At 65.8% G+C, this 13,747-nt stretch carries 9 protein-coding genes; all 9 read left to right on the top strand.

The features are described from left to right. Position 1: 1 nt before the first annotated feature. The 9 genes from AC1RDS_RS12480 to AC1RDS_RS12440 are packed head-to-tail and all read left to right on the top strand — an operon-like array spanning position 2 to position 13,747. Complete coding sequence (locus AC1RDS_RS12480; RefSeq protein WP_092697452.1) at positions 2-1,411, top strand: NarK family nitrate/nitrite MFS transporter; 1,410 nt, start codon at positions 2-4, stop codon at positions 1,409-1,411. Positions 1,412-1,461: 50 nt separating this feature from the next. Next, the gene (locus tag AC1RDS_RS12475) at positions 1,462-5,262 is read left to right on the top strand and encodes a nitrate reductase subunit alpha (protein ID WP_492227062.1); all 3,801 of its coding nucleotides are present in this window, start codon (positions 1,462-1,464) and stop codon (positions 5,260-5,262) included. Between the two features lie 23 nt (positions 5,263-5,285). Beyond that, complete coding sequence (narH, locus tag AC1RDS_RS12470) at positions 5,286-6,809, top strand: nitrate reductase subunit beta (RefSeq protein ID WP_287878348.1); 1,524 nt, start codon at positions 5,286-5,288, stop codon at positions 6,807-6,809. Between the two features lie 20 nt (positions 6,810-6,829). Then, positions 6,830-7,531 (top strand): nitrate reductase molybdenum cofactor assembly chaperone, encoded by a 702-nt coding sequence (gene narJ, locus AC1RDS_RS12465; RefSeq protein WP_092697455.1) that lies wholly within the window; start codon positions 6,830-6,832, stop codon positions 7,529-7,531. Next, a complete protein-coding gene (narI, locus tag AC1RDS_RS12460) occupies positions 7,528-8,262 on the top strand; it encodes a respiratory nitrate reductase subunit gamma (RefSeq protein ID WP_092697456.1) in 735 nt (244 codons plus the stop codon). Before narJ ends, narI begins: the two co-directional genes overlap by 4 nt. A gap of 25 nt (positions 8,263-8,287) precedes the next feature. Next, positions 8,288-9,220 carry a peptidylprolyl isomerase gene (locus AC1RDS_RS12455; protein WP_244273628.1) on the top strand — a complete coding sequence of 311 codons (933 nt, stop codon included), beginning with the start codon at positions 8,288-8,290 and terminating at the stop codon, positions 9,218-9,220. Between the two features lie 25 nt (positions 9,221-9,245). Then, positions 9,246-9,926 carry a carbonic anhydrase gene (locus AC1RDS_RS12450; RefSeq protein WP_092697458.1) on the top strand — a complete coding sequence of 227 codons (681 nt, stop codon included), beginning with the start codon at positions 9,246-9,248 and terminating at the stop codon, positions 9,924-9,926. A gap of 57 nt (positions 9,927-9,983) precedes the next feature. Continuing rightward, positions 9,984-12,419: an adenosylcobalamin-dependent ribonucleoside-diphosphate reductase gene (locus tag AC1RDS_RS12445; protein WP_348684175.1), complete on the top strand. Its 2,436-nt coding sequence runs from the start codon at positions 9,984-9,986 to the stop codon at positions 12,417-12,419. After that, complete coding sequence (locus AC1RDS_RS12440; protein WP_287878357.1) at positions 12,416-13,747, top strand: NnrS family protein; 1,332 nt, start codon at positions 12,416-12,418, stop codon at positions 13,745-13,747. The genes AC1RDS_RS12445 and AC1RDS_RS12440 overlap by 4 nt, the downstream gene beginning before the upstream one ends.

Raw genomic sequence — 13,747 nt, 5'->3', positions numbered from 1 at the left:
CATGTCTGCCACCACCACCAGCGGGCGCCAGGGGCGCCTGCTCACTCTCTGGACGCCGGAGGACAAGTCCTTCTGGGAGCGCGAAGGCGAGGCCGTCGCCAAGCTCAATCTCTGGATCTCGGTGCCCGCGCTGTTTCTGGCCTTTGCCATCTGGCAGGTCTGGAGCGTGGTGGCCGTGAGCCTGCCGGGCCTGGGCTTCAAGTATTCGACCAACCAGTTGTTCTGGCTGGCGGCAGCGCCCGCGCTTTCGGGCGCCACGCTGCGCATCTTCTACTCGTTCATGGTGCCGCTGGTGGGTGGCCGCCGCTGGACGGCGATCTCCACCGCCTCGCTGCTGATCCCCGCCATCGGCATCGGCTTTGCCGTGCAGGACAACACCACGGCCTACCCCACCATGCTCATCCTGGCGCTGCTGTGCGGCCTGGGTGGCGGCAACTTCAGCTCCAGCATGGCCAACATCAGCTTCTTCTTCCCGAAGGAGCGCAAGGGCTCGGCGCTGGGCGTGAATGCCGGCCTCGGTAACCTGGGCGTTTCGGTGGTGCAGTTCCTGAGCCCGCTGGTCGTGACGGCCGGCATCTTCGGCATCTTTGGCGGCGAAGGCCAGACCATCGTGAAGAACGGCAACACCGTGCAGGTCTGGACGCAGAACGCCGCCTTCATCTGGGTGCCATGGATCGCCATCACCGCGCTGGCCGCCTGGTTCGGCATGAACGACATTGCCGATGCGCGTGCTTCGTTCGCCGCGCAGGCCGCCATCTTCAAGCGCAAGCACAACTGGCTGATGTGCGTGCTGTACCTGGGCACCTTCGGCTCGTTCATTGGCTACGCCGCAGGCTTTCCGCTGCTCATCAAGAGCCAGTTCCCCGGCATCAACCCACTGGCCTACGCCTGGCTGGGCCCGCTGGTCGGCGCCGTGGTGCGGCCTTTTGGTGGCTGGCTGGCCGACAAGCTCGGTGGAGCCCGCGTCACGCTGTGGAACTTCATCGTCATGGCCATTGCCGTGATGGGTGTGACGGTGTTCCTTCCCTCGGCAGGCAACGAGGGCCAGTTTTCCGGCTTCTTCGTGTGCTTCCTGGTGCTGTTTCTCACCACCGGCATCGGCAACGGTTCCACCTTCCGCATGATCCCCGTGATTTTCCTGACCGAAGCCATGCGTGGTGTGGACAAGAACGATGCTGCCGCCGTGGCCAGCGCCAACAAGGAAGGCAACACCCTGGGCGCCGCCACGCTGGGTTTCACCGCTGCCATGGCCGCCTACGGCGGGTTCTTCATTCCCAAGAGCTATGGCAGCTCCATCGCCCTGACCGGCGCGCCCAACGCTGCGCTGTGGTGCTTTGCTGTCTTCTACGCCATCTGCATCGTAGTCACCTGGTGGTACTACGCGCGCAAGCACGCCGAGATGCCTTGCTGATGGCTGCCTGAGCCATCAGCAATCCCCCCCAATAGAACAAGGAGCCCCCGATGAGCCATTTTCTGGATCGACTCACGTACTTCTCGCAACCCCGCGAAACCTTTGCCCAAGGCCATGGCCAGACTAACGGTGAAGACCGCACCTGGGAAGACGCCTACCGCGACCGCTGGGCGCACGACAAGATCGTGCGTTCCACCCACGGCGTGAACTGCACGGGCTCCTGCTCGTGGAAGATCTACGTCAAGGGCGGCATCGTGACCTGGGAAACCCAGCAGACCGACTACCCCCGCACCCGTCCCGACCTGCCCAACCACGAGCCCCGTGGCTGCGCACGCGGCGCCAGCTACAGCTGGTACCTGTACAGCGCCAATCGCGTGAAGTACCCCATGGTGCGCGGCCGCCTGCTCAAGCACTGGCGTGCCGCCATCGCGCTGGCCAAGAGCCCGGTGGACGCCTGGGCCAGCATCGTCGAGAACAATGCCGCGCGCAGCGAATGGCAAAAGCAGCGTGGCCTCGGCGGCTTCGTGCGCAGCACCTGGGACGAAGTCAACCAGATGATTGCCGCGGCCAACGTCTACACCATCAAGAAGCACGGCCCTGACCGCATCATCGGCTTCTCGCCCATCCCCGCGATGTCGATGATTTCGTACGCCGCTGGCTCGCGCTACCTGAGCCTGATCGGCGGCGTGTGCATGAGCTTCTACGACTGGTACTGCGACCTGCCACCCTCCAGCCCGCAGGTGTGGGGCGAGCAGACCGACGTGCCCGAGTCAGCCGACTGGTACAACAGCTCGTACATCATTGCCTGGGGTTCCAACGTGCCCCAGACGCGCACGCCCGATGCGCACTTCCTGACCGAGGTGCGCTACAAGGGCACCAAGGTCGTGGCCATCACCCCTGACTACTCCGAGGTGGCCAAGCTGGGCGATCTGTGGATGCACCCCAAGCAGGGCACCGATGCCGCCGTGGCCATGGCCATGGGCCATGTGATCCTCAAGGAGTTCTACTTCAAGGATGGCGGCAAGGGCCGCAGCACCTACTTTGACGACTATGCGCGCCGCTACACTGACCTGCCGCTGCTGGTCGTGTTGAAGGAAAAGACGCTGCCCGATGGCCGCACGGTGATGGTGCCGGACCGCTATGTGCGCGCCAGCGACTTCCCCGGCCAGCTCGACCAGTCGAACAACCCCGACTGGAAGACCGTCGGCTACGACGAGCTGGGCCAGGTCACGCTGCCCAATGGCTCCATCGGCTTCCGCTGGGGCGCCGATGGCCGTGCGGACCAGGGCCTGTGGAACCTGGAGAACAAGGAAGCGCGCACCGGCAACACCGTCAAGCTCAAGCTCTCGGTGATCGAGGGTGGTGCGCAGGCCCACGACGTGGCCACCGTGGCCTTCCCGTACTTTGGCGGCGTGCAGACGCCCAATTTCACGGCCAACGAACAAGGCAGCGACGTGATGGTGCGCCCCGTGCCCGTGACGCACCTGGAGCTGGCCGGCCACGAGGCCCAAGGCAAGGTGATGGTCGCCACGGTGTTCGACCTGCTGGCCGCCAACTACGGTATCGACCGTGGCCTGCCCGGTGAAGAGCCCGGTGGCAGCTACGACGCTGACCGCCCCTACACCCCTGCCTGGCAGGAAAAGATCACCGGCGTTCCGCGCGACCAGATCATCACCGTGGCGCGCCAGTTCGCCGACAACGCCGACAAGACCCATGGCAAATCCATGGTCATCATCGGCGCGGCCATGAACCACTGGTACCACTGCGACATGAACTACCGCGGCATCATCAACATGCTGATGCTGTGCGGCTGCATCGGCCAGAGCGGCGGCGGCTGGGCGCACTACGTGGGCCAGGAAAAGCTGCGGCCCCAGACCGGCTGGACGGCGCTGGCCTTTGCCCTCGACTGGATCCGCCCACCGCGCCAGATGAACAGCACGAGCTTCTTCTATGCCCATACCGACCAGTGGCGCTACGAGAAGCTGGGCATGGAGGAAATCCTCTCGCCCCTGGCCGACGCCAGCGCCTACCATGGCGCTCAGATCGACTACAACGTGCGCGCCGAGCGCATGGGCTGGCTGCCTTCGGCGCCCCAGCTCAAGACCAGCCCGCTGCAGGTGGCCAAGGACGCCGCAGCCTTGGGGCTGGACGCCAAGGACTACGTGGTCAAGTCCCTGAAGGACGGCAGCCTGCAGATGAGCTGCGAGGACCCGGACCATCCCGACAACTGGCCGCGCAACATGTTCGTGTGGCGCTCCAACATCCTGGGCTCTTCGGGCAAGGGGCATGAATACTTCCTCAAGCACCTGCTGGGCACCACCCACGGGGTGCAGGGCAAGGACCTGGGCAAGGACGAAGCCAAGCCCGAGGAAGTGCAGTGGCACGCCAACGCGCCCGAAGGCAAGCTCGACCTGCTGGTCACGCTCGACTTCCGCATGAGCACGACCTGCCTGTACTCCGACATCGTGCTGCCCACGGCCACCTGGTATGAGAAGAACGACCTCAACACCAGCGACATGCACCCCTTCATCCACCCGCTGTCCACCGCGGTGGACCCGGCCTGGCAGGCCAAGAGCGATTGGGAGATCTACAAGGGCTTCGCCAAGGCCGTGAGCGAGGTCAGCGTGGGCCACCTGGGCGTCGAGAAGGACGTGGTACTCACTCCCATCATGCACGACACGGCCGGCGAAATGGCCCAGCCCTATGGCGTGCGTGACTGGAAGAAGGGCGAGTGCGAACTCATCCCCGGCAAGACTGCGCCGCAGGTCACGGTGGTCGAGCGCGACTACCCCAACCTCTACAAGCGCTTCACCGCCCTGGGCCCGTTGATGGACAAGGCCGGCAACGGCGGCAAGGGCATTGGCTGGAACACGCAGACCGAAGTCGGCCAGCTCGGCGACCTGAACGGCCGCGTGAAGGAGGAGGGCGTGACGCAGGGCATGCCGCGCATCGTGAGCGACATCGACGCCACCGAAGTGGTGATGATGCTGGCCCCCGAGACCAACGGCCATGTGGCCTGCAAGGCCTGGGAAGCCCTGGGCAAGCAGACGGGACGCGACCACGTGCACCTGGCGCTGCACCGCGAGGACGAGAAGATCCGTTTCCGCGACATCCAGGCACAGCCGCGCAAGATCATCTCTTCGCCCACCTGGTCGGGCCTGGAGAGCGAGAAGGTCAGCTACAACGCCGGCTACACCAACGTGCACGAGTACATCCCATGGCGCACCCTCACGGGCCGCCAGCAGTTCTACCAGGACCATCCCTGGATGCGCGATTTCGGCGAAGGCTTCGTGAGCTACCGTCCGCCAGTGCACCTGAAGACGCTGCATGAAGTCGAGGGCAAGAAGCCCAACGGCAACAAGGAAATCCAGCTGAACTTCATCACGCCGCACCAGAAGTGGGGCATCCACAGCACGTACAGCGACAACCTGATGATGCTCACGCTGAACCGGGGCGGCTCGGTGGTGTGGCTGAGCGAAGACGACGCCAGGAGCGCCGGCATCGTGGACAACGACTGGGTCGAACTCTTCAACGCCAACGGTGCCATCGCGGCCCGCGCGGTGGTGAGCCAGCGCGTGAACCCCGGCATGGTGATGATGTATCACTCGCAAGAGAAGATCATCAACACCCCCGGCTCCGAGATCACCGGCACCCGCGGCGGTATCCACAACTCGGTCACGCGCATCGTGCTCAAGCCCACCCACATGATCGGCGGCTACGCCCAGTACAGCTACGGCTTCAACTACTACGGAACCATCGGCACCAACCGCGACGAGTTCGTGCTGGTGCGCAAGATGGACCGCGTGGACTGGCTGGACGACGAAATGTCCGACACCGGCGCGCACGCCTGAAGCCGAAGACAAGGAGAAACACGATGAAAATTCGCGCACAAATCGGCATGGTGCTGAACCTGGACAAGTGCATCGGCTGCCACACCTGTTCCGTCACCTGCAAGAACGTCTGGACCAGCCGCCCCGGCGTGGAATACGCCTGGTTCAACAACGTCGAGACCAAGCCCGGCATCGGTTACCCCAAGGAATGGGAAAACCAGGACCGCTGGAACGGTGGCTGGGTGCGCAGCCCCGACGGCTCCATTGCGCCCCGCCAGGGCGGCAAGTGGAAGCTGCTCATGCGCATCTTCGCCAACCCCAACCTGCCGCAGATCGACGACTACTACGAGCCCTTCACGTTCGACTACGACCACCTGCAGGCCGCGCCCGAAAGCAAGGCCGCACCCACGGCCCGCCCGCGCAGCCTGATCACCGGCCAGCGCATGGAGAAGATCGAGTGGGGGCCGAACTGGGAAGAAATCCTGGGCGGCGAGTTCAGCCGCCGCAGCCAGGACAAGAACTTCGACGATGTGCAAAAAGACATCTACGGCCAGTTCGAAAACACCTTCATGATGTACCTGCCGCGCCTGTGCGAGCACTGCCTGAACCCGGCGTGCGTGGCATCGTGCCCCTCGGGCTCGATCTACAAGCGCGAGGAAGACGGCATCGTGCTGATCGACCAGGACAAGTGCCGCGGCTGGCGCATGTGCGTCAGCGGCTGCCCCTACAAGAAGATCTACTACAACTGGCAGTCGGGCAAGGCAGAGAAGTGCATCTTCTGCTATCCCCGCATCGAAGCGGGCCAGCCCACCGTGTGCTCCGAGACCTGCGTGGGCCGCATCCGGTATCTGGGCGTGCTGCTGTACGACGCAGACCGCATCCAGGAAGCCGCCAGCGTGGAGCGCGATCGCGACCTGTACCAGGCCCAGCTCGACATCTTCCTGGACCCCAACGATCCCGATGTCATCAAGCAGGCGCGCATCGACGGCATTCCCGACAGCTGGATGGAATCCGCCCGCAACAGCCCCGTCTACAAGATGGCCGTGCAATGGAAGGTGGCCCTGCCGCTGCACCCCGAGTACCGCACGCTGCCCATGGTCTGGTATGTGCCACCGCTCTCTCCCATCACGGCCGCCGCCAACGCAGGCCATGTGGGGGCGAACGGCGAGATTCCGGATGTCTCGCAACTGCGCATTCCCGTGCAGTACCTGGCGAACCTGCTCACCGCCGGCGACACCGGCCCCGTGGTGCGGGCGCTCGAGCGCATGCTGGCCATGCGCACCTACCAGCGCGACAAGCATGTGGAGCAGCGCCAGAACCTGGCCGTGCTCAAGCAGGCAGGCCTGTCGATGGCCGAAGTCGAGGAGATGTACCAGGTGATGGCGATTGCCAACTACGAGGACCGCTTCGTGATCCCGTCGGCTCACCGCGAATACGCCGAGAACGCGTTCGACATCCGGGGCGGCTGCGGCTTCTCGTTCGGCAACGGCTGCTCGGACGGCGCGACGGAAGTCAGCATGTTCGGCGGCAAGAAGCCCCGCACGATCCCGATCAAAGCGACTGTTTGAGTGCGACGGAAGGAATCACCATGTTCAAGAAGAACCCGACCTCCGTGCGCCTGACCCTGCGCGCCCTGGGCTACCTGCTGAGCTACCCCGATGCGCAGCTGCGCAGCGTGATGCCGCAGCTCATCGACGCACTGCAATCCGAACAGGCCCTCACACCCGAGCGCATGGACGAGCTGAAGGCCGTGTGCCAGCACCTCGCCGCGCTGGACCCGCTGGAAGCCGAGGCCCGCTACGTGGACAACTTCGACCGGGGCCGCCAGACCTCGCTGCACCTGTTCGAGCATGTGCACGGCGACTCGCGCGACCGGGGGCCGGCGCTCATCGACCTGATGCAGACCTACGAACAGGCCGGCCTGCAATTCGAGGCCGACGAGTTGCCCGACCACCTGCCCGTGGTGCTGGAGTTCGCCTCCACCCAGCCACCCGCAGTGGCCAAGGAGTTTCTGGGCGAAATGGCCCACATCCTCAACGCACTGTTCAGTGCGCTCGTGGCGCGCAACAGCCCCTACGCCAGCGTGATCGCCGCGGTGCTCGAAGTCTCGGGCCAGCGCGTGCAGTCGGTCGCGCTCACGCCCGAGCCGCCCATGGACGAGGTCTGGGCCGAGCCCGAAGCGTTTGGAGGTTGCAGCACCCAGGGCCAGTCCAAGCCTGACCAGCCGCAACCCCTGCATTTTGTTCGTACTCCCCGCGCCGAGCGGGCCCCCGAAGGAGTCTCAGCATGACTACCCCCTGGCTCGATACCCTGTTGTTTGGCATCTATCCCTACATCTGCCTGGCCGTTTTCTTCATTGGCAGCTGGGCGCGGTTCGATCGCGACCAGTACACCTGGAAGAGCGACTCCTCGCAGCTGCTGCGCACCGGCAGCCTGCGCTGGGGCAGCAACCTGTTCCACATCGGTGTGCTGTTCCTGTTCTTCGGGCATACAGTGGGCATGCTCACCCCGCACTTCCTGTACGAGGCATTCATCAGCGCGGGCAACAAGCAGCTGATGGCCATGGTGTCGGGCGGTATCGCCGGGCTCTTGGGCTTTGTGGGGGTCTCCATCCTGCTGCACCGCCGCTTGTCGGACCCGCGCATCCGCGCCACGTCGAAGACGAGCGACATCGTCCTGCTGCTGCTGCTGTGGCTGCAACTGGCCCTGGGCCTGGCCACGATTCCGCTGTCGGCCAAGCACCTGGATGGTTCCATGATGATGTTGCTGGCGGAATGGGCGCAGCGCATCGTCACCTTCCGCTCGGGCGGGGTGGAGCTGCTGGCAGATGCCGGCTGGATCTTCAAGGCGCACATGGCGCTGGGCATGAGCATCTTCCTGATCTTCCCGTTCACCCGACTGGTGCATGTGTGGAGCGGCTTCGGCACGCTGGCCTATGTGCTGCGTCCCTACCAGGTGGTGCGTGCGCGCCGCTTGAATCTGCCCGCCGGCCACATGCAGTCGCAAGACCGCCGCGCCTGAAATCCACCGACCCAAGGAGCACACCATGAGCGGATGTGGAACCGGGGGCTGCGGCTGCAGCTCCACCGACAACAGCGCAGCGGCAACAGCCAGCACGCTGAGTCCCACGCAGGCAGCGGCTTACGAAGCCCTGGCTGCGACGATGACCGACGCGCCCCTGCAGGCCGCGCAGGCGCCCGAGGTGGACGCGGTGGTGGCCGAGGTGGCACGCGTTAATGGCGTGGCCCTCAATGCGCCGCACGAGCTGCTGGACGAAGAATCCCTGCGCCAGCGCGCCTGCACCGAGCTGCTGCGCCAGGCTGCGCAGCAGGCCGGGCTGCTGCCCGCGAGCGATGTGCCGGGTGTCGAAGGCGCCATCAGCGTCCAGGCCTCCAACGCCATCGAGCAATTGCTGGAACGTGAGCTCAACATCCCCGACCCGTCGGAAGAAGCCTGCCGCCGCTACCACGAGGCCCACCCCGCTGCGCACGCCCAGGGCGAGCGCGTCCAACTGCGCCATGTGCTGTTTGCCGTGACGCCGGGTGTGGACGTGAAACAGCTGCGCCTGCGGGCCGAGGCCATGCTGATCGACTTGCGCTGCGCAGACGACGGCGGTGCCAAGTTTGCCGAGGCTGCCGCCCAATGGTCCAACTGCCCCAGCGGCCAGCAAGGGGGCGATCTGGGCTGGCTGACCCGTGCCGACTGCGCCCCCGAGTTCGCCCGCGAGGTGTTTGGCAGTGCCGAAATCGGCGTGCTGGCCCGCCTGGTGCACAGCCGCTTTGGACTGCATGTGGTGGAGGTGGTGGCCCGCGACCCGGGACAGCAGCCCTCGTTCGAGGAAGTCCGCCAGGCCATCGCGCTCACCCTGCGCCAGCAGGCCTGGGTGAATGCACTGCGCCAATACCTGCAGCTGCTGGCAGGCGCTGCTGTGGTGGAAGGCGTGGCGCTGGATGCGGCCGATTCGCCGCTGGTGCAGTAACCGCAGCGCGTTTCACCCGATCTCCATGCCCGACGAGCTGCTTGATCGCCTGCGCCGTTTTCATGACGACGCCTTCCCCCAGTACCGCGAGCAGTTCCAGACGCTGGTGGACGAGGGGCAGCACCCCACGACCCTGTTCATCGGCTGCTCAGACTCGCGCCTGGTGCCCTACCTGCTGACCGGGGCGGGCCCGGGGGAGCTGTTTCTGGTGCGCAACGTGGGGGCGTTCATTCCACCTTATGACGGATCGCACGGCCACCATGGCACCACGGCGGCGATCGAGTTCGCCGTGCTCAACCTGCACGTGCACCGCATCGTGGTGTGTGGCCACAGTCACTGTGGGGCTATCAAGGCCATGTATGGTGAGGTTTCACCCGAGGCTCCCAACCTGAACCGCTGGCTGGACCTGGGGCGCGAGGCCTTGCTGCCCGTGCAGCCAGGCCCCGAGGTGTTGCGCCGCACGGAACAAAGGGCGGTGGTGCTGCAGTTGGAGCGGCTGATGGAATATCCTATGGTCCGTAGCCGAGTGCAGGCAGGCCAGATCAGCCTGCACGGCTGGCACTATGTGATCGAGGAGGGGGAAGTGCATGTGTTCGATGTCAAGACCGGGGGCTTCGTGCCCGCGTCGCTGGCGGACAACAGTGGTACGGGGCCGTACCACCCCTATGTGGAGCATGACGGGCAGGTTCTTTTGGACGCGCTTTGATTCCCTTCTTGATGGAACGCAAGGCCTGCAGGCAGCGAATACCAATCATTCCAAACCATGAAGCGCGAATCCAATCCCCCCATGAATACCACCTTTTCCTTGCAGCCCATCAGCCTGGATGTGCTGCGCGAGAAATACCTCAAGCCCGGTGAAACCAGCGCGGAAGACCTCTACCGCCGTGTGGCCCGTGCCCTGGCCTCGGTAGAAGCGCCCGAGTTGCGCGAAAAGTACGAAGCCCTCTTTTGGGACAACCTGCATGCGGGCGCCATCGGCGCGGGCCGCATCATGAGCGCGGCCGGCACCGACATCCAGGCCACGCTGATCAACTGTTTCGTGCAACCCGTGGGCGATTGCATCCAGGGCGTGGACGATGAGGGGTTTCCGGGCATCTATGAAGCCCTGCGCGAAGCCGCCGAGACCATGCGTCGCGGCGGCGGCGTGGGCTATGACTTCTCGCGCATCCGGCCCAAGGGTGCCCAGGTCAAGGCCACGGCATCGGTAGCGTCGGGCCCCTGCAGTTACATGAACGTGTTCGACCAGTCGTGTTCCACCGTGGAAAGCGCGGGCGCGCGGCGCGGCGCGCAGATGGGGGTGCTGCGCATCGATCACCCCGATGTGCAGGAATTCATCACCGCCAAGCGCACGCCCGGGCGCTGGAACAATTTCAACGTGTCGGTGGGGGTGTCGGATGCCTTCATCGAGGCAGTGCAGCAAGGCCAGCCCTGGGAGCTGGTGCACCGCGCGCGCCCTGGCACCGCCGCCATGGCCCAGGGCGCCCACCAGCGCGCCGATGGCATGTGGGTCTATGCCACCGTGCAGGCCCGTGCGCTGTGGGACACCATCATGAAGTCGGCCTACGATTTTGCCGAGCCGGGCATCCTGTTCCTCGACCACATCAACGAGGACAACAACCTCAATTACTGCGAAGACATCGCTGCCACCAACCCCTGTGGCGAGCAGCCGCTGCCTTCCTATGGTTGCTGCGACCTCGGCCCCGTCATCCTGACCCGGTTCGTGCGCCATCCCTTCGGCTTTGACGGCCTGCCGTCGTTTGACTTCGAGGCCTTTGAAAAAGTGGTGGCCCTGCAGGTGCGCGCGCTCGACAACGTGCTGGACGTGACCTTCTGGCCCCTGCCGCAGCAGCGCGACGAGGCCATGGCCAAGCGCCGCATCGGCGTGGGCTTTACCGGCATGGGCAATACGCTGGCCATGCTGTGCCTGCGCTACGACATGCAGGAAGGCCGCGCCATGGCGGCGCGCATTGCGCAATCGATGCGCGATGCGGCGTACCTGGCGTCGGTGGAACTGGCCCGCGAAAAGGGCGCCTTCCCCAAGTTCGAGGCCGAGCCCTATCTCGCCGCCGGCACCTTCGCCAGCCGCCTGCCCGAGCCGATCAAGGACGCCATTCGCACGCATGGCATCCGCAACAGCCACCTGCTCTCCATTGCCCCCACGGGCACCGTGAGCCTGGCTTTTGCCGACAACGCCTCCAACGGCATCGAGCCACCGTTCTCCTGGATGTACAAGCGCAAGAAGCGCGAGGCCGACGGCAGCACCAGCGAGTACTCGGTGGAAGACCACGCCTGGCGGCTGTACCGCGATCTGGGCGGTGACGTGGATGCCTTGCCCGACTATTTCATCTCGGCGCTGGCCATGCCGGCCGAGGGGCATATCGCCATGATGGAAGCCGTGCAACCCTTTGTGGACACGGCCATCTCCAAGACCGTGAACATCCCGGCCGACTACCCCTACGATGACTTCAAGGACCTGTACCTGCAGGCCTGGCGCGCCCGTCTCAAGGGGCTGGCCACCTACCGGCCCAACGCCATCCTGGGCTCGGTGCTCGAAACCCATGCGGCACCGGAGCCGGCGGCAGCGCCCACCCCGGTGGCACCGTCCTTCGATCCCATGCGCTCGGTGATCGAGAGCCGGCCCAAGGGCGGCCTCTCGGCCGTGGCCGAGAAGGTGGAGTACTGGACGCAGGAAGGCCACAAGACGCTCTACCTCATTGTCTCGTTCCTGCCCGTGCCCACGGGCGTGGGCAACAGCACGGTGGACCGTGCCATCGAGTTCTTCATGCCGGTGGGCCAGAGCGGCGAATCGCAGCAGTGGATCACTGCCAGCATGCGCCTGCTGTCCCTGGCGGCCCGTGGCGGTTTTCTGGAGCGGGCCCTGTCCGACATGCGCAAGGTGGCCTGGGACCGTGGCCCCGTGCGCCTGGGCACGCACCAGAAGGACGACGGCACCCGCGTGCCCATGTGGCATGACTCCGAGGTGGCGGCCATGGCCTATGCCATCCAGAACATCCTGGCACGGCGCGTGACCGATCCGGTGCAGCAGCAGCTGCCGCTGGAAGAGCCTGCACCGCAGGTCAGCGGCATGCCACCCGCCATGGCCGGCAAGAAATGCACGGAGTGCGGCGCGCATGCCGTGATCCGCAAGGACGGCTGCGACTATTGCACGCAGTGCGGCCACCTCGGAACCTGTGGGTGATCTCCCGGCCCGTCATTCCGGTGCGGGCGGTGTCGCGCAAGCCCTCGCCCGAGGCGCTGGCGCAGATGGACAAGCGCTGGCGCGTCCGTTACCTGATGCTGGCGCCCCATCGCCTGGGGTTTTTTCTGGCGATGGTGGTGCTGGTGGCGTCGGGCCTGTGGTGGGCGCTGGTGCAGCTCGACCGGTCCACGGCCTGGCTGGGCCTGCACTATGCGGTATCGCCCACGCTGGTGCATTCGGCCGTGATGGCGTTCGGCTTCATTCCGCTGTTCTTTTCGGGCTTCCTCTTCACCGCCGGTCCTAAATGGCTGGGGGTGGAGCCCCCGTTGGCGCAGGACCTGCGCGTGCCGCTGCTGTCGCAGGCGGCGGGCTGGCTGCTGTGGCTGGCGGGCGCGCACCTGCATGCCGGTCTGGCCTGGGCTGGGCTGGCGCTGGCCTGCGCCGGCCTGGCCTGGATGACCGTGCAGTTCTGGGGGCGCATCAGACGCAGCCAGGCGCCGGACCAGCTCCATGCCCGTGTCATCGGCACGGCCTGCGTGGTGGGCTGCGCCAGCCTGGCAGGGCTGTGGCTGAGCCTGGTCCTTGAGGCCCACGCCGCAGCGCGGGCCTGGATTTTCACGGGGCTCTGGGGTTTTGTGGTGGTGGTCTACGTCACGGTGGCGCACCGCATGATTCCGTTTTTCACCTCCAGTGCCATGCCCATGGTGGAGGCTTGGCGCCCGTTCTGGGTGCTGTGGCTGATGCTGGCGGCGGCGGTGCTGCAGGTGCTGGCGGCGTGGCTGGAACTGGCGGGCGTGCCGTCCGGTGCGGCGGGCACGATATGGCTGCTGGTGCATGGCACGCTGCAGCTGGCCGTGGGCGGCGTGCTGGTCTGGCTGGCCTGGGTATGGGGGCTGGTGCAAAGCCTGAAGAACAAGCTGCTGGCCATGCTGCACATCGGTTTTCTGTGGCTGGGCATTGCGTTTTTGTTGGGTGGGCTGTCGCAGTGGCTGGTGGGCACGCTGGGTATCGGGGTGCTGGGCCTGGGGGCGCTGCATGCGCTCACCATGGGCTGCCTGGCGTCGCTGATGCTGGCCATGGTCACGCGCGTGTCCTGCGGGCACAGTGGCCGCGCCTTGGTGGCCGACCGCATCGCCTGGTCGCTCTTCTGGTGTTTGCAGGCGGCGGTGCTGCTGCGCATCGCGGCGGCGGTGCCGGGCATTGCCGGCCTGCCCTGGCCCTGGCTGCTGCCCTTGGCCGCCGGCCTGTGGGCCGCCACCATGGGCGTCTGGGGGCTGCGCTTGGGCCGCTGGTATGGCTGTCTGCGCGCCGACGGGCGCCCGGGCTGA

This window comes from Acidovorax sp. GW823-FHT02H02, from assembly GCF_058797075.1.
The sequence above is the reverse complement of the archived record's forward strand: the minus strand, read 5'-3'. Positions and strand labels throughout refer to the sequence as shown.

Excerpts from the sequence above, each read along its gene's own strand:
- AC1RDS_RS12475 (WP_492227062.1), top strand. The coding sequence starts at position 1,462 with ATGAGCCATTTTCTGGATCGACTCACGTACTTCTCGCAACCCCGCGAA.
- narJ (WP_092697455.1), top strand. The coding sequence starts at position 6,830 with ATGTTCAAGAAGAACCCGACCTCCGTGCGCCTGACCCTGCGCGCCCTG.
- narI (WP_092697456.1), top strand. The coding sequence starts at position 7,528 with ATGACTACCCCCTGGCTCGATACCCTGTTGTTTGGCATCTATCCCTAC.
- AC1RDS_RS12480 (WP_092697452.1), top strand. The coding sequence starts at position 2 with ATGTCTGCCACCACCACCAGCGGGCGCCAGGGGCGCCTGCTCACTCTC.
- AC1RDS_RS12445 (WP_348684175.1), top strand. The coding sequence starts at position 9,984 with ATGAAGCGCGAATCCAATCCCCCCATGAATACCACCTTTTCCTTGCAG.
- narH (WP_287878348.1), top strand. The coding sequence starts at position 5,286 with ATGAAAATTCGCGCACAAATCGGCATGGTGCTGAACCTGGACAAGTGC.
- AC1RDS_RS12450 (WP_092697458.1), top strand. The coding sequence starts at position 9,246 with ATGCCCGACGAGCTGCTTGATCGCCTGCGCCGTTTTCATGACGACGCC.
- AC1RDS_RS12455 (WP_244273628.1), top strand. The coding sequence starts at position 8,288 with ATGAGCGGATGTGGAACCGGGGGCTGCGGCTGCAGCTCCACCGACAAC.